The organism is Streptomyces sp. NBC_00829 (genome assembly GCF_045161795.1).
Classification (GTDB): domain Bacteria; phylum Actinomycetota; class Actinomycetes; order Streptomycetales; family Streptomycetaceae; genus Streptomyces.
Genome location: NZ_CP108867.1, coordinates 8696015 through 8712284 on the forward strand (window position 1 = coordinate 8696015; position 16270 = coordinate 8712284).

At 68.0% G+C, this 16270-nt stretch carries 12 protein-coding genes and 2 pseudogenes; 10 read left to right on the plus strand and 4 right to left on the minus strand.

What is annotated here, in order from left to right; all coding sequences use genetic code 11:
- Nucleotides 1–200: 200 nt before the first annotated feature.
- Nucleotides 201–521, minus strand: a pseudogene (locus OG293_RS39000) (transposase); the annotation flags it as partial.
- 48 nt (nucleotides 522–569) lie between these two features.
- Complete coding sequence (locus OG293_RS39005; RefSeq protein ID WP_406002387.1) at nucleotides 570–1094, minus strand: hypothetical protein; 525 nt, start codon at nucleotides 1092–1094, stop codon at nucleotides 570–572.
- Nucleotides 1095–1451: 357 nt separating this feature from the next.
- Here OG293_RS39005 and OG293_RS39010 point away from each other — a divergent pair, with 357 nt between their 5' ends.
- The 6 genes from OG293_RS39010 (at nucleotide 1452) to OG293_RS39035 (ending at nucleotide 5071) form a co-directional block, all read left to right on the plus strand.
- Complete coding sequence (locus tag OG293_RS39010) at nucleotides 1452–1715, plus strand: hypothetical protein (RefSeq protein WP_406003438.1); 264 nt, start codon at nucleotides 1452–1454, stop codon at nucleotides 1713–1715.
- A gap of 2 nt (nucleotides 1716–1717) precedes the next feature.
- Complete coding sequence (locus OG293_RS39015; protein ID WP_406003842.1) at nucleotides 1718–2089, plus strand: fic family toxin-antitoxin system, toxin component; 372 nt, start codon at nucleotides 1718–1720, stop codon at nucleotides 2087–2089.
- A 324-nt stretch (nucleotides 2090–2413) separates the two neighbouring features.
- Nucleotides 2414–2815: a hypothetical protein gene (locus OG293_RS39020; RefSeq protein ID WP_406003439.1), complete on the plus strand. Its 402-nt coding sequence runs from the start codon at nucleotides 2414–2416 to the stop codon at nucleotides 2813–2815.
- Nucleotides 2816–2830: 15 nt separating this feature from the next.
- A complete protein-coding gene (locus OG293_RS39025; protein ID WP_406003440.1) occupies nucleotides 2831–3163 on the plus strand; it encodes a DUF6233 domain-containing protein in 333 nt (110 codons plus the stop codon).
- Nucleotides 3164–3491: 328 nt separating this feature from the next.
- On the plus strand, nucleotides 3492–3947 hold the full coding sequence (locus OG293_RS39030) for a hypothetical protein (RefSeq protein WP_406003441.1): 456 nt from the start codon (nucleotides 3492–3494) through the stop codon (nucleotides 3945–3947).
- 68 nt (nucleotides 3948–4015) lie between these two features.
- Nucleotides 4016–5071: a DUF6292 family protein gene (locus tag OG293_RS39035; RefSeq protein ID WP_406003442.1), complete on the plus strand. Its 1056-nt coding sequence runs from the start codon at nucleotides 4016–4018 to the stop codon at nucleotides 5069–5071.
- A 5-nt stretch (nucleotides 5072–5076) separates the two neighbouring features.
- On the opposite strand, the gene OG293_RS39040 is transcribed toward OG293_RS39035, so the two are convergent.
- Complete coding sequence (locus tag OG293_RS39040; RefSeq protein WP_406003843.1) at nucleotides 5077–5583, minus strand: DUF6192 family protein; 507 nt, start codon at nucleotides 5581–5583, stop codon at nucleotides 5077–5079.
- Between the two features lie 77 nt (nucleotides 5584–5660).
- Nucleotides 5661–6064 (minus strand): annotated as a pseudogene (locus OG293_RS39045) (DUF6192 family protein); the annotation flags it as partial.
- A 787-nt stretch (nucleotides 6065–6851) separates the two neighbouring features.
- On the opposite strand from OG293_RS39045, the gene OG293_RS39050 reads away from it, so the two are divergent.
- The 4 genes from OG293_RS39050 to OG293_RS39065 all read left to right on the plus strand — a co-directional run bounded on the left by OG293_RS39050 (nucleotide 6852) and on the right by OG293_RS39065 (nucleotide 16258).
- Nucleotides 6852–10961: a DNRLRE domain-containing protein gene (locus tag OG293_RS39050; protein ID WP_406003443.1), complete on the plus strand. Its 4110-nt coding sequence runs from the start codon at nucleotides 6852–6854 to the stop codon at nucleotides 10959–10961.
- A 64-nt stretch (nucleotides 10962–11025) separates the two neighbouring features.
- Nucleotides 11026–12654, plus strand: coding sequence for an RHS repeat-associated core domain-containing protein (locus tag OG293_RS39055; RefSeq protein WP_406003444.1), 1629 nt, complete (start codon nucleotides 11026–11028; stop codon nucleotides 12652–12654).
- 570 nt (nucleotides 12655–13224) lie between these two features.
- Nucleotides 13225–14052, plus strand: coding sequence for an FKBP-type peptidyl-prolyl cis-trans isomerase (locus OG293_RS39060; RefSeq protein WP_406003445.1), 828 nt, complete (start codon nucleotides 13225–13227; stop codon nucleotides 14050–14052).
- A gap of 340 nt (nucleotides 14053–14392) precedes the next feature.
- Nucleotides 14393–16258, plus strand: coding sequence for a tyrosine-type recombinase/integrase (locus tag OG293_RS39065; RefSeq protein WP_406003446.1), 1866 nt, complete (start codon nucleotides 14393–14395; stop codon nucleotides 16256–16258).
- Nucleotides 16259–16270 lie beyond the last annotated feature (12 nt).

Here is a 16270-nt window from a genome sequence, read left to right on the forward strand (position 1 = left end):
TGGGTCACCGTTCCCGGTTGAACGACTCCGCCCTGTTGGCTGCCGACGGTCACCCGCCGGGCGGAGCATCCGAGAGCTCGTTCGCGTTCCTTCGAAGAAGGCGCCCACCACGACGTGCTCGCTGTGGGTCTCCTCGCGGGGCGGCGGTCCGCCCGGGCCGCCGGAGGGGTACGACAGCAGCACCTCAGCTTGTTCTTTATCTACCAAGACCTTCCGGGTCTGCCGATGGCTTTGAGGGTCTCGGGGCGTTTGACGGTCTTGCCCACGTCGTAGCGGGGTGCGGGACGGCGGTTCTTGGTCCCGGGCGGCCGTCCGGGACCGGTGCCGCGCGGTTGGGGAACACGGGCGGGGCAGAGCAGGTGGGCTCGGATGTTCCTGAACCCTCGGCGGACCCGGGCAGGGGTGAGGCGTTCGGGCTTGACCGGCTTCTCCCAGGGGCGACGGAGGTCGGCGGCGAGCGGTCGGGCGAGGCGGAGCTGGGTGTGGGCGACGACCAGGAGCCAGGTCCAGCGGTCCGCCGCCTATCCGAATACCTGGCTGTGGGAGGGCATGGTCTGGGCCAGGGCACGTCAGCGATGCTCGGGTGGCAACCCTGTGTCTGCGAAGTCGGCGACGGCCTGCTGAAGCTGTTCGAGGAAGCCGACGAAGCTGGGGGCAATCGGTTCGAAGGCGTCGAACCAAGACGCGGTGGTGGACCGATGGACGGTCCCGCTCGGGTCGACGGCAAGGAGGTTGCCTCCGCCGTCGCTTCCGAACACGATGCCGACCGCGTCGTCTGCAACGTGCACGGCGTCGTACTCAGCGAGGTCGTTGAGCACGTGGTCGGGTGAGTGGATGAAGTGCCCGTTGTCGATGTCGGGCAGGGCTGCCTCGGAGATCGTGTCGTAGAACGCGATCAAGGTGGGTGCGGCTGCGGGGTGCCCCTTGAACCGTGAGGCTGCTGATCGGCTGGCGGCATTTGCCAGGATGATCTCGTTGTCGCCGGGCGGGTAGCCGTGGGTGTCCTCGAAAGAGCTGAGCACACGCTGAAGCGACTTGGTGATCTGGTGCTGCCAGACGACGAGCCAGTCCGCGTCGAGCGAGGGAGCGTGCATCTGGATCTCCTATTCGGTGGCTTCTGCCGGCCTTGAGGTTCGGTTGCTGGGGCGTCGGCTGACTTCGGCGGCGTAGGTTGCCCAGTCGCCGGCGGAGAGTCGTTGTCCTCATGGGTGCGGGCGAGTTTGCGGTGAGCCGCTGGTTGAGATCCCGCAGCCGGGCGATGCGGGCCGCGCGTGGGTCGGGCTTCTCGCCGCCTGCCCAGGCGGCTGCCCTCCGCTTCTCGAACCGTGCCGTGACCGGTGCGATCCTGGACCGTGCTGCCCGGCGCGCGCCCGACCTCGAAGCCGGCCCGCCGGGCAGCACTTGCCCGCCTGCTCCTCGCCCGCATGCTACCACCCTGCTACCTTGACGGTATGAGCAGCGACAGGAAGCAGACGCAGCTGCGGCTAGAGCCGGATGTGCTCGCCGCCGGAAAGGACGCCGCGGCCGCCCGCGGTCTGGACTTCAACCGCTACGTGGAGCGGCTGATCGCCGAGGACACCAGCGGCGCCCGGGCGGCCGGCATGGCTGCAGCACAGCGCCTCATCGACCACCACGGCGACTTCCTCGCAGACCTGGAAGCCGCCCTCGACACTCAGCACACCCCGGCCCCGAACGCCCGGGGCGCCGCTGCGTGAGCATGTCCCTGCACGTCGACCTGTCCTGGATTCTGGAAGTCGCCGAGCGCGCCGGTCACCGCGATCCCGCCCCCGACGACCTCGGTGTCCCGATCGCGGCCGTTGGCCGCCACCGCGCCGAACTGCTCGAACAGCCCGTGTATGGCGGGCCATACGCCCGAGCCGCCGCCCTGGTCCACAACCTCGGCCGCTGCCGCTGGCTGGAACGCTCCAACCTCACTGTCGCCTGCGCCGTCGCCACCATGTACCTGAACGCCAGCGGCATCCCCGTCGACCCCAGCCGCGAGCAGCTTGCCGCCCTGGCCCGCGAACTGTACGACCCGCGCTGTACCGCAGCCAGCATCGCCGAGCAGCTGCGCACCTGGCGGCCCTGAGCGCCTGCGAGACAAAGTCCCGGAGGCCCACGTGGCAGACAATGTGATCCCCTTTCGCCGAGGCCAACCGCCATCGCCGGAAGGCCGTAAGTGCATCTGTGGAGCCACGTGGGCGCCAGGCTTTTCGAGCGACCCCGCGTGGCTGCTCGCAGCAGACCCCGGGTGGGACAGCTATACCGGTGTGGCGCACTGCCAGGGCTGCGGCCGACGCAAGCTCGATGTGATCCTTGGGCGCGACACCCGGCCTGAGTAATAGAAGTGGCATGGCGCGAGCTGGGGCGTGTCGGCCTTCACCGCTATTCGAACAGGCGTATCATTTCAGCCGTGGCTGATTACGACTTTCCCCGAGACCTGCGCGACGCACAGCTCCGCCTGCATCACGTGCGCGCCGAGTATTCAGCGCTGTGCCGGACGCTGCCGTGGTCGGTCGAGCCGGCCGAGGGCTGGAGTGGAGACAAGCAGCTTTACAGCGATTACGTGGGCGCGATGCCGGACAGTCCCGGCTATACGGAGCAGCAGAAGGCCGAGGAGGCGCGGCTGCGCGGACTGGTCCTGGATCTGTCGATCGCCGTGTCGACGCACCCATATTGGGCGACGGCGGCGGCCGGGACTGTCGTGGAGCAGCGGATGGCGCTCAAGCGCACACCGGGAGCCCTCACGCAGTCCTTCGGGGAGGAGCTGGCCCCGGTCGCGGATCGTTCCGAAGTTGCGGTGCTGGTCGCGTAGGGCTGTCGAACGGTCATGTCCGATGAGCAGTCGCAGCTGCAGATGCTGTACTTCCTGCGGCGCGTGCAGCTCGAGCAACTGCGTCAGACCGAACACTGGATTGAGGGAGCCGAGCGGCGAGTGGCTCAGCACGTCGCGCGGCGGTCGTCACCACCAGCCCCGGACTGGGTCCTTGAGCGGGGCAATGGCCAGGGAGCGCTGCCCGTCTTGGTACACACCGGGGCCTGCTATATGCAGTTCACGCGCCGCAAGGCCCTCAGTCGCGACGAAGCCCGCCGGGCTCTCGTGGACGGCATTCCGGCTTGCACGCACTGCCATCCCGATACGGATCTGGGTTTTCTTGAGTAGGCCGAGTGTCACATTGGCGCTGGGCTCGGTGAGGTGAGGGGCTGGCGCCTGAGTTCTCGCGAGTCCGGCGCCACGGTGCGGGATCGTTGGGCACGCAAACGGCCGACGCCCAATCCGCCGAGGCGGGTGGCAAGGGCGCCGGCCAACCGAAAACACACACTCCGCGGGAGAACCCGAGAGGCGTATCTCGTCATCGAGTGTATCCGCACGGCACGGCGTCCGGTACGGGCCTGCTTGCCGATGGTGATGTAAAGGCGGTATTGTTTTCTCGTTGGTGTGCGGTGGCAGCACGCCAGCACCGAAGACACCACACGCAAGGAGCAGCCCCATGCCCCTCTACCTCACCCGGCGCGATGCCGGCGCCCACGTCCAGGAGCTCGAGGCCCCCGCCGTCAGCGACGCCGCCGGCCGGGCCGCCTTCGTCGGGGCGCACCTGGCCTGGCCCGCCACCGCTGCGGCCGCGGCTGCCGAACTCGCCGAGCTCGCACGCGACTTGGCCAATGCCGGCGTCACCGTGCAGTGCCACCCCGACGGTCTCGTCCTGCCGGGCCTCGCCTCGGGCCCGGGCGACACCGCCGGGATCCGCGTGCGCACCACGGCCCGCGCCCCGCACGCCCTGTATGTCGTCACCGCCGTTGCCCTGGTCCCGCTCACTCACGCCGCCGGCGTCCTCGCCTACCTCAAGCCGCTCATCGATGCCGCCGCCCGCGGCTGCGAGGGATGCGGAGCCGAGCCCGGCGAGCCGTGCCTGCCGAACTGCCTGCCGGCCCCCTCAACCACCTGAACCGCCCCGCTCCAGGCGGGGCGCTCACACCGGCGCCCCGCCCGCCCCGTGATGGAGAAACGAAGAAGATGATTCGCGCCGGACGCCTCAAGTACGCGCAGACCATGGCCGACCTGACCGCCCAGCTGGGCGTGCCGCTCGGCACCTTCCGCAACAAGAGGCTGCACACCCAGGAAGGGCACCCCGCCCCGATCAGCTCGCCCACCTCCCGGGCACTGCTGTGGGACAGCGAGCAGACCAAAGCGTTCCACGCCGGCAAGCCCGTCCCGGCCCTGCCGGAGGTCGACGACGACGAGGACCTGCTGGACCGCCACGAGGCCGCCGCCGAGCTCGGCGTCTCGCCGGCCAGCTGGAACAAGTACAAGAGCGACCCGAAGCTGTCCGAGCACGTGGTCCTGGTCCCGGCCGGCGAAGGCGGCACCGAGCACTGGCCACGGCACATCGTCCGCAAGTTCAAGGCATCCCGGCCCGGCCGCGGCGCCGGCGGCGGCCGCCGCGCCGGCAGCGGCGACATGATCCCACGCGACGAGATCCTGCCCCGGATCGCCGAACTGCTCGACGACAACCCGGCAATCACGCTCACCGAAGCCGCGGACACCCTGGGCATCGCCAAGTTCCCCACCGCCCAGGCCGGCCTCGCCCAGGTGCGCGGCCGACGGATCGCCGACCTCCTCGAGGCCCGGCCGCACTTCACCCCGCAACAGGCCGCCGAGCGGCTCGGCTACCCCACCGTCACCCACCGCGGCGCCGTGGTGATCGCCGAGGCCGAGCTGCGCACCCGCCAGGCCCGCCCGTACCTGCAGCAGGTGGCCGACGCCCTGGCCGAGGCCGGCGTCGCCCAGCCGGTCCAGGTCGAGGTGCGGCAGCTGGCCGACGAACACCTGGCGGCAGCGCTCCCGCTCACCGCGGGCCAGCCGTCGCCGGCACTGGTGTGGGACGAGCGGTACGGATGGCGCACCGCGACCAGCCGGCGCCACCCGATCGGCAAGGACACCGCCAGCCCCCCGGAAGGCGAGGGCATCCGCTACCTCGGCAGCAGCATCCACCCGGAGCCGGCCGAGCTGCTCGAAGCGCTCGCCGACGGCCGCAAGGGCTCCAAGCGTCCCAAGGCCTTCAGCAGCTGAGGGAGTCAGCCGGCCTGCAGATAGCTCGCCTCAGGACCCACGGTGCCGGAGCCGAAGCGGGCGTTGAGCGCATCGACGGCCCGCTCGGCACGCAGCCGATGCTCCCGGCCGGCATCGAAGGAGAGCTGCTCGGCGACCGCGGCCGCGTCCAGCAGCTGCTCGCAGCGCAGGGCGACCGCCCGCACCCGGGCACGCTGCAGCCCCAGGGCCCGGTACGTCGAAGCGCGCGGGTTCGTAGATTCTGGGGTGCGTTCGAGCCGGAACTTGACGCGCCGTGCCGAACGGGTCGAGATCGGCTGCAGGTTCGGTCTTGCTCGGCCAAGCTCAGGCCAGCAGGGATCGACGACCTCTGACGACACATGCCGCCGTACCTGGGCCAGGCCCCGGGCGATGGTCTCGTGTTCGGCGTCGTCGTAGCGCTCACCCTTGAGGTTCGGGACGATCCTTCCAGCGGTGCGGACGAACTGAGCGCAGGCGGCCACAAGGCCCATGAACTCGGCGCTGCGCCCCAGCGCTGAGGGGCGGGGGTCTGCTCGTGGGCCTGGTGGCCGAACGGCGCTTCGCTGACCAGGTGCCGGACTGTGTCGTCGGCCATTTCCTTGGAGGTGACCGCCGGACGGCGTAGGAAGTCCGTGGTCACCGCAGCCGCCACTGCGTGGCCAGGTCCTGGATCGCTTCGACCCCCTCCTGCACGCTCTTCGGGGAGTTGATCTTCCAGCCCACCACCCGCTTGGCGCTGTTGTATGTCCACCGGCCCGATCGCCCACCCCGACCCGCACTCCGGGCAGACGGCCGTCCGCGCGCTCGCCCGCCGCAGCCGGCGCCAGTGCGCGAGCGGCAGGCCGACGAGCAGAACACCGCCGACACCCGCGGGCCCCCGGCCACAGCGGACCGCCGCACGCGGATTGGGCGCCTGATTGTCGAGCATCGACGGAACCTCACCGTGGCCGGGCATGCCGAAGCGGGAGAGGCGGCAAGATCACCGCATGTCATGGAACCGACGGATTTTCTTTCCTGTTTTGGCAAAGGATCACAGTCAAGACCCGTCGGCGGAATCCAGTCCCTTAGAAGGGCATTTCAGGATACTCGAGGCCTCTCGCGGCCCATGAGATTCTCACAGCAAGGCTTAGGTCAGCATTTTTTAGGGATAGTTGATCATTTCATGGGTTTGACGTTAGTCACAATCCGGGGCTGCGGATCGGTCCCAGGAAGTCCGTGGATGATCACGTCACCCACAGGTTGCACGGCCACCCCCCATGCTCAATTCCTTTTGTAGCAAGGAGTGTTGGATGAGTCGTGCACGCTCGAAACCATGGTCGAGATCATGGAGATGGCTCAGACCCTCGCCAAACACGGCGCGTCCTGTGCGTCGGATAGCGGGGGCCCTCACGTTGGCGCTCCTGGCTGAAACGGCCCTGGTGGTTCAGTCAGCGGGTGCGGCCATGGCCATCGCACCCCGGACTGCTCCGGACACAGTCAGCGAGTCGGCTGCCGCTACCGGCCCTGCGGAGGCAGTGGATGAGGCCTCCGCCCGGCTGATGGCCCGCCTGCAGGTCGCAAGATCGAAGTCCTTTCGGCGCGGACTGCGGATTCATCGACGTGGGCGCTGCCTTCAGGGGCGCTGCAGACGACCAGCTACGCAGGGCCGATCCGGGTCCAGAAGGACGGCACCTGGAAGGACATCGACACGTCGCTGTCCGATGCCGGCCCCAGCCTGGAGCCCAGGGCCGCGGCGGCGGACATCGAGGTCTCGGACGGTGGGGACACCCAACTGGCCTCGGTGACCAAGGGCGATGCGTCGTTCGGTCTCGGCTGGAAGGACAATCTCCCCGCACCCACGGTGAAGGGCGACACCGCCTCCTACAATCTGGGCGGCGGGCCGACGCTCGAAGTCACCGCGCAGAAGCAGGGCTTTTCCCAGAACGTCATCCTGGACAAGGCACCGACCGGGCCAGTGTCCTTCCGCCTCCCGCTTAACCTGGACGGGCTGAAAATCTCCCAGGCCGCTTCGGGCCACCTACTGCTGCACGACAGCGACGGCAAGTTGGTCGCCGAGGCACCCGCGCCGATGATGTGGGACTCCTCCAAGAACCCCGCTTCCGGCGAGCCTGACCACCTGGCGAAGGTAGCCACCAAGATCGAAACGGCTGCCGACCGCTCGCAGACCCTGGTACTCACCCCGGACCCGGCCTTCCTCGCCGACCCGGCGCTGACCTGGCCGGTGACCGTGGACCCGACCACGACACTGGCGGTCACCACCGACACCTGGGTGCAGACCCCCGACTACCCGGACTCGCAGCAGAGCTCTCCGGAACTCAAGTCGGGTACCTACGACACGGGCGCCAACAAGGCCCGCTCGTACCTGAAGTTCGACGTGTCCCAGTTCCAGGGCAAGCACATCCAGGACACCAACCTGGCGCTGAACTCGTTCTACTCCTCCACCTGCGCCACCACCGGCGCCGGCACCGAGGTACGGCGCATCACCGCCACCTGGGACTCCGCCGCCCTCACCTGGGGCGCACAGCCTGCCACCACCACCACCGGCGCGGTGGTCAACACGGCCGCGCTCGGCTACAGCACCTCCTGCCCTGGCGGCACGATGAACTTCGACATCGACGCCATCGTGCAGGCCTGGGCCAGCGGCAGCGCCAACTACGGCCTGCGTATCGCGGGCGCGAGCGAGACCGACCCGTACACCTGGCGGCGCTTCCGGTCCGCCAACTACGTCTCGGGGGACCACTCGGCCGAGCCGCACCTCACGGTCACCTACAACTCCTACGCCACCACTTCCGGCCTGGCCATCTCGCCGTCGGTGGTCAACGCCTACAATGGCAAGCGGTATGTCACCTCGCTGACCCCGATGCTCTCGGCGAAGGTCACCGACGCCGACGGCGGTAACGCGCAGGGTCAGTTCGAGGTCACCGCCGACCCGGCCTATGCCGACACCACCTACAGCTACACGGCCTACGGCAACACCGTGGCCTCCGGGTCCACCTCCACCCTGGCCATCCCGTCGGCGAACGCCTTCCCAGCGGGCACGCACCTGCGGATGCGCGCCCGGGCCTACGACGGCACCGACTACGGGACCTGGACCGGCTACACCACCTTCGTCCTGAACACCGGGCTTCCCACCGCGCCGACCATTTCCTGCCCCGCCTACCCAGCGAACACGTGGAGCGTCAAGGCGACCGGCGCGGTTTCCTGCACCCTGGACACCACCTCGACCGACGGCCAGGGCTTCAAGTGGGGTCTGGACGACCCGGCGATGGCCAAGCGCATCGACGACACCGTCGACGGCAATGGCGGCGACCCGCTCACCATCTCCGTCACCCCGGGTGATGGCTGGCACACCCTCTACGCCAAGACCATCGACTCCGGCGGCAATCTCTCCACCGCCACTACCCAGTATTCCTTCGGCGTCGGCGCCGACGGCGCCGCACTCCTCGCCCCGGGCGACGGTGACCGGCCGGCCCGACGCGTCGCACTCGCCTCCAGCGGCAAGCCCACCTACACCAGCGTGACCTACCAGTACCGCCGCGGCGAGACCGACACCTGGCACACCGTGCCGCTCGCAGACGTCACCAAGAACACCGACGGCACGCCGGTCACCTCCTGGCCACTGGCCGCTCCGAATGGTGCCCCGCCCGCGCTCACCTGGAACATCACCACCACCTTCGCCGAAGACGGGCCTATCGACGTCCGGGCCGCGTTCAGCGACGGCACTACGACCGGGTACTCCCAGCCGGTCACGGTGAATGTCGACCGTGAGGCCGGCGATGCTCCCCTGCAGCAGGTGGGGCCGGGTGAGGTGAATACGCTCACCGGTGACTTCACCCTGACGGAGGCCGACGCCTCGGCCTTCGGGCTGAGCGCCTCTCGTACCACCTCGTCCCGCCGGGCCACCGCCGACGCGGGGGTGGAGGGACAGGCGGCCATCTTTGGCCCGGACTGGATCTCCGGTGTCACCGCGGACATGAGCGGCTCGGACTGGAACAGCATCCGCCAGACCTCGGCCACCTCCGTGGAACTGCTCGACTCCAAGGGGGCGGGGCTGGGCTTCACGGCCACCAGCGCAGGAGGCTGGAAGGCGGAGCCGGGCTCGGAGCAGCTGACTCTGACCGGCTCGTTGACCGGGTCCTTCACCGTGAAGGACACCGGTGGTATGACCACGACGTTTGCCAAGGTTGATCCGGCGGCGACCACATGGCAGGCCGCCACCTCGTACCTGGCGACGTCCAACTCCACCGTTACGATGGTCTCGGAGAAGGTCCTCTCCGGCGGCCAGACCCTGGCACGCCCGAAGTCGATGATCGCACCGACCTCCGCGGTGACCTCCGACACCTGTGCCACCAACCTGGCGGCCAAGGGCTGCCGCGCGCTTGAGTTCACTTACGCCACAGCCACCACAGCCACCGCCACCACCTTCGGCGATGTTGCCGGGCAGGTGAAGGAGATCCGGCTGTGGTCGACAGAGCCAGGCGCGGCGGCGGCAACTGCCAAAGCTGTGCAGACGTACCGCTACGACGACGGCGGGCGGTTGCGCCAGGTGTGGAATCCGCAGGTCAGTCCGGAGCTGAAGACCGAGTATGGCTATGACAGCTTGGGCCGAGTCTCCAGTCTTACCCTGCCCGGTGAGCTGCCGTGGACCTTCACCTACGGCACGGCCGGAAATGCCGCCACGGCTGGTAGCGGCATGCTCCTGTCCGCTTCGCGGCCGACTCTGGCACCGGGGTCACGTACCCAGACCGACGGTGGGGCCGCTGCCGTCAGCCTCGTCTACGACGTACCGCTCACCGGCAGCACAGCTCCCCACGTGATGGGCACCACGAATGTGGCGACCTGGGGCCAGACGGATGTGCCGACCGACGCCACGGCCATCTTCCCGCCCGACGCCGTCCCGGCCTCGCACGACGGTCACAACCTCACCGCCACGTCTTACCAACGCGCCACCGTCAGCTACGCCGATGCCTCCGGGCGCAACGTCAACACCGCGGCACCCGGCGGGCACATCACCACCACCGAGTACGACCACCTCGGCAACACAGTGCGCGAGCTGACCTCGGGCAACCGCGCGCTGGCCCTGTCCACGAGCGGCGCGGGCCTGGACAAGCTCACCCGCCTCGGCATCAGCGCCGCCACGACCGCACAACGCGCGCAGGCACTGTCCATCACCCACGTCCACAGCAGCGATGGCCTGCGCGAACTGGAGGCATTCGGCCCACTGCACCTGACCACCCTCACCAGCGCGCTCCAGGCCGGAACCGGTGGCACGGACCTGCCGGCAGGCACCGAGATCGCGAGTCGACAGCACGTCGTTACCAGCTACGACGAGGGCCGTCCCACCGACGGCACTGCGAAGATCAGCAACATGCCCACCACCGTCACCACGAGTGCGCGTGTGGACGGCTACCCGTCCGACGCCGACACTCGTACCAACAAGACCACCTACGACTGGGCGAAGGGGCTGCAGCTCAACACGATCGAGGATGCCAGCGGCCTGAACATCACCAAGACCACGTCGTACGACGCCCAGGGCCGGGCCGTCAAGACCACTCTGCCCAAGTCGAACGGCACGGACGCCGGCGCCACGGTGACCACGTACTGGTCGGCGACCGGCACCGGCGCCTGCAACGGGCGGCCGGAGTGGGCCGACCTCCTCTGTTCCACAGGTCCTGCCGGGGCCATCACCGGTGGAGGCTCCAACCCCGCTCAGCTGCCCGTCAAAACCTACGAGTACGACGGGTGGGGGCAGCCGGTCAAGGTTATCGAGACGGCCAACGGGGTCACCCGGACCACCACCAGCTCCACGGACGGAGCGGGCCGAGAGACCGGGCTCACGGTTACGGGCGGTACGGGCACGGCCGTGCCCGACACACGCCACCACGTATGACCCCGCCAACGGCCAGGTAGCCACGAAGACGTCCAACGGCAAGACGATCACCACCGTAGTCGACATGCTCGGCCGCCAGCTGAGCTACAACGACGGCGCAGGCAATACCCAAACCGCTCAATACGATCAGCTCGATCGGCCGGTGCAGTTCACCGACTCGGTGCCCTCCACCACCACCTTCGCCTACGACACCAGCGAGCCGCGCGGTCTGCCCACCTCGGTGACGGACTCGGTCGCGGGAACCTTCAGCGTCACCTACGGAGCCGACGGCGAACCTCTCACCGAGCACTTGCCCGGCGGCTACACCCTCACCAGCGAGTACGACGAGACAGGTGTCGACACTTCGCGGATCTACACCCGCGACAGCGACAGCGCCGTTCTGCTCGCCGATGCGGTGGACTACTCCATCCACGGACAGATCGTCCATCACACCGGCACCACCGGCGACACATCAGAACAGGGGTATACCTACGACAAGGTCGGCCGACTGGTCGGTACCGACGACACCGCCGCGGACGGCTCCTGCACCCGCCGGGCCTACACCTTCGACAACAACACCAACCGCACCGGCCTCGCCACCAGCACCAGCGCTCCCGGCGCGGCCTGCACCAACACCGGTGCCACCACGGTCACCAGTACCTACGACAGCGCCGACCGGCTGATGGCCACGGGCACCGCTTACGACGCCTTCGGCCGCACCACCACCCAGGCGAGCGGCACCGCCGTCGACTACTACGCCAACGACATGGTCCGTCGTCAGACAACCGGTGCCCAGCGTCAGACCTGGGACCTGGACGCCGCAGGTCGCCTCGCCTCCTGGACCACGGAAAGCCAGAACCCCGACACCACCTGGAGCCAGACGGGCAGCAAGACAAACCACTACGGCTCGGACAGCGACAGCCCGTCCTGGATGACTGACAACACCGCCGGTACCGTTGTTCGCAATGTCCGGGGCATGGGCGGTCAACTCCAGGCGCTTACCACGGCCACGGGCGACACCGTGCTCCAGCTCACCACCATCCATGGCGACGTCAACGTCCAGCTGCCGCTGGACACCACCAAGAGTCCGACGGTCCTGCGCCAGGACGAGTACGGCAACCCCGTAGCAGGCAGCCCCACCGCCCGGTACGGCTGGCTCGGCGGCGCGCAACGCTCGAGTGAGACGCCCAGTGGCGCGATCCTCATGGGTGTCCGGCTCTACGACCCGTCTCTCGGGCGCTTCCTCTCGGTCGACCCGATTGCCGGTGGAAACGCGAACGCCTACGACTATTCCGTCGCCGACCCCATGAACAGGGTCGACCTCGACGGAAAGTGGCACCGCTGGCGCACGTCCTACCGCTTTTACGGCAGAATCGTGGGACACAGCTGGAAGTACTTCGACTACTGGGGTTGGGACGCAGGGTGGCACATCGGGTCATCCGTGTATATCTACTTCAACTGGTGGGCCACCAAAAAGATCGCGAACGAAGGCCCGTACGTCCTCGGGCTATGGGGCTTCGTCGCAACCATCATCGCTGTCATCAATGAGTGGGTAGGTCTCGTTCTCTACATCATCGGCGCGTACGCAGCCTGGTTCACGTGGTGGGCCTACAGGGCCAAAGAACGAGGGCAATGCCTCAGGCTCTTCGCGACCTTCAAGTGGGTGGGCTACCACTGGGCCTCGAATGTGTATCCGTCGTACCTCCGCTGCTGAGTAGCTGAGCGGAGTTCGCACAGAAACAGCCCCCTGGTCGGCGGCCTCAAGAGGCCGCCGACCAGGGGCGCGGCCTCTTGTCAATCCACAGATACGGAGAAGCGTTCATGAAGAAGCACCCTCGTCTCATCGCCGCGTCCATACTCCTCTTCGCCTTCGGAGGCATTCAAGCCGCAATATACGTGGCGGAGTTGATCGCCAGTGGAGATCGGGCGACCGCATTCCTCGAGACCTCATGCGTTTTGCTCGTCGGCTCATGGGCCTGTGGGGCGCTGCATGTCTTCCGCACCAGAGAGGCGCAGCGGCCGCGGAAACCATAACGGAAGGGTACTCCGACACATCGCCCCACTTAGTCTAGGCAAAACGCGAATGGAGTTGATGATGGCAAGACGTGTGGCCTACTCGTTGCTCACGAGCGCGATCCTGCTGACGGGCTGTAGCGGCAACGAGGCCTCGACCGCCCCGAGCGGTGGCCATCGCCCGCTGCCGGCCCCTTCGGTCTCGGTGTCCCGCCAGCCGATTCCAGCAGTTGTACACACGGATGCCATGCTGCCGACGGTCACAGGAGCCGTGGGCCGCAAGGCCGACATCACGCTCCCGAAAGCGAATCCGAGCGGCAGGTTCGTCATCAACACCCTGACCAAGGGGCGCGGCCGCACAGCCGAAGAGAACGACGTCGTGGTCGTCCACTACACAGCCAAGAGCTGGAAGAGCGGCAAATCCTTGCCGGGTACGTACGACAACGCCGGTGCTCCGAAGGTCTTCTCTGTAGGCCGCGGGGCGGTGATACCGGCGTTGGACCGCGCCGTTCAAGGGCAGCGGGTCGGCAGCCTGGTACTGGTGGTGGCCCCGCCGGCAGCCGCCTATGGCACGACAGGCAATCCCGGGCTGGGCGTCTCAGCCACCGACACAGTCGTCTTTGTCGTCGACGTCGCGAAGGTCATCGCCGCTGATTCCGTCGTCACTGGGCGGCAGCGTGCAGTGCCCGAGAACCTGCCTCAGGTTCAGGTCGGCCGTCCAGCCGCCACGATCGCCGTGCCCGACACCGCCCCGCCCAAGGGCCTAGTCTCGAGAACTCTGATCGACGGCTCGGGGGCCACTGTCAAGGCGGGCCAGACGGTGGTACTTCAGTACTCTCTCGCGGTCTGGAAGGCCAACCGCGGCAAGGACAAGGCGGAGCTCTTCGACTCGACAGAGTCTCAACGCGGCCCTGCCAGCGTGGTGATCGGCAGCGGGAACGCCCTCGAGGGATGGGACAAAGGATTGGTCGGGACGACGGTAGGCAGCCGGGCACTGCTTGTCGTCCCGCCAGATCTGGGCTACGGAACCCAGGCTCTCAAAGGCATCCCGGCTGACTCCACCCTCGTCTTCGTCTTCGACGTCCTGGCGGCTGCGTAAGGTTCGTGTGCCCGGCCTGGTCAAACGTGTTGACGGCCCCGGCAGTGTGCATACTGTCGGGGCCTTCTCCTGCGGGTCGTCAACGAACTACGAGTCGGCCGTTGCCTCGGCCGGACCGGCAGTTCGGCCGACTGTCCTGTGCTCGCGCATACGCGCGATGAGGTTTCGCTGGGGGCCCACGACAGCCGTCACGCCCCACGTAACCCGCACCCTTAAAAATCTCTAGAGCGGGAGTCAGACAAAGGGCCCAGTCGTCCACGGCCGGCCGGACCAGACCTGGATCAAGCCCCTGATCGGGCGCCAGTTCCACAAGAGTTTCGTCCTCTCCGGGATCGCGCAGATGCTGCGGCGCAACGGGTGGAGTCCCCAGGCCATCCAGCCGGCGGTCGACGCCATCGCCGAGACCCTGACCTCCTGGCGGAACTCCACGCACCTGCTGCCCTGGCAAGTTCGCAACACGACCATCGACGTGCTGCTGAGCAACAACAGCCCTTACCTCCACGACCTCCGCGAACCGTTGCTGGAAGAGCTCCTGGAGCACTACCGCGCCACCAACGCGACAGGACGGCGACGGGGCTTGTTCAAAATCTCCCGGGTCCTGGCCGACAAGGGCATTATCTCCTCGCCCTTGCGCACCAACCAGGACAAGGCCGGACCCGAGTCGGCAGCCCTGGCCACGGTCCCGCCTCCTTGGCGGGATGCGGCTCTGCGGTGGATGCGGCTGGTCACCCACGAGCCCGGAACGAAGCGGTCGATGCTCTCCGCCATCCTGGTCGCCGGCCGCTGGGCAGCAGAAAGGCACCCCGAGGCCGTCGCTCCGGAGCACTGGACGCGCGACATCGCGGCGGAGTACATCGCCGACACGATGACCGCGAACGTCGGTCAGTGGGCCGGGCACAGCCGCAACCGCGCCCGCTTCGGCCAGCCGCTGAGCCCACGCGGGAAGGCGACCAGAATCGACAGCGTCCGCGGCTTTTTCAACGACCTGATCGAATGGGAGTGGATCAAGCCTCGGTTCGACCCGCGACAGGTGCTGAGCATGCCGCTGTCGCTACGGGCCCTGATGGGCCCGAATCCGCGGATCATCGACGACGCGACCTGGGCCAAGCTCATGGCCGCCGGGCTGACGCTGAACAGCGAGGACCTCAAGCCCTACGGCACCCCCAGGGCCCGCTCCGCGGGCTGGCAGGCGACCTACTACCCCGTCGAGATGGTCCGGGCCATGGTCGGCGTCTGGCTGTTCGCCGGATGCCGCATCGACGAACTGCGCCGCCTGGACCTGGAGTGCATCACCTGGGACGAGGGAACCCACGAGCGAACCGGGGAGACCTACCCGATCTGCCTGCTGCACATCCCCCAGAACAAAACCAGCGGGCCCTTCGCCAAACCCGTCGACCCGCTGGTCGGGGAACTGATCGACGCCTGGAAACTCGTCCGCTCACCTCAGCCGGACCTCGCGGACCGCAAGACCGGCCTACCCCGCCAACACCTGTTCTGCCACCGCGGCCAGCTGGTCGGGAGCGCCTACCTCAACGAGAACATCATCCCGGCCCTCTGCCAGAAGGCCGGCATCCCCACCGAAGACTCCCGCGGCGCCCTCACCAGCCACCGGGCCCGCAGCACCATCGCCACCCAGCTCTTGAACGCCCGCGACCCCCTCACCCTCGGCGACCTGCAGCAATGGCTCGGCCACAAGCATCCCGCCAGCACCCGCTACTACGCCAAGATCCTCCAGCGAACCCTGACCGCCGCCTACCGGAAAGCCGACTACTTCGCCCGCAACATTCGCACCATCGAGGTCCTCATCGACCGCGACAGCATCCTCACCGGCGCCGCCGCCGGCGGCGAACAGCCCTGGAAGTACTACGACCTCGGCGACGGCTACTGCAGCTACGACTTCTTCGCCAAGTGCCCCCACCGCATGGCCTGCGCTCGGTGTCCCTTCTACGTCCCCAAGGAATCGACCAAGGGCCAGCTCCTCGCGGTCAAGGACGGCATCAACAAGATGCTCGAACAGGTCAACCTCACCGACGACGAACGTGAAGCCCTCGAAGGCGACCGCGACGCCGTCACCGCCCTCGTCCAGAGACTCGCCGACATCCCGACTCCTGCCGGGCCCACGCCCAAAGAACACGGAGCAGGGTCTGCCTTCATCCCCCTCACCCAGCTCACGGACACCGTCGCGCGGCAAAAGGACGCCACGTGAGCGAGTGACTTG

Excerpts from the sequence above, each read along its gene's own strand:
- OG293_RS39030 (WP_406003441.1), top strand. The coding sequence starts at position 3,492 with ATGCCCCTCTACCTCACCCGGCGCGATGCCGGCGCCCACGTCCAGGAG.
- OG293_RS39005 (WP_406002387.1), bottom strand. The coding sequence starts at position 1,094 with ATGCACGCTCCCTCGCTCGACGCGGACTGGCTCGTCGTCTGGCAGCAC.
- OG293_RS39025 (WP_406003440.1), top strand. The coding sequence starts at position 2,831 with ATGTCCGATGAGCAGTCGCAGCTGCAGATGCTGTACTTCCTGCGGCGC.
- OG293_RS39035 (WP_406003442.1), top strand. The coding sequence starts at position 4,016 with ATGATTCGCGCCGGACGCCTCAAGTACGCGCAGACCATGGCCGACCTG.
- OG293_RS39055 (WP_406003444.1), top strand. The coding sequence starts at position 11,026 with ATGCTCGGCCGCCAGCTGAGCTACAACGACGGCGCAGGCAATACCCAA.
- OG293_RS39010 (WP_406003438.1), top strand. The coding sequence starts at position 1,452 with ATGAGCAGCGACAGGAAGCAGACGCAGCTGCGGCTAGAGCCGGATGTG.
- OG293_RS39065 (WP_406003446.1), top strand. The coding sequence starts at position 14,393 with ATGCTGCGGCGCAACGGGTGGAGTCCCCAGGCCATCCAGCCGGCGGTC.
- OG293_RS39015 (WP_406003842.1), top strand. The coding sequence starts at position 1,718 with ATGTCCCTGCACGTCGACCTGTCCTGGATTCTGGAAGTCGCCGAGCGC.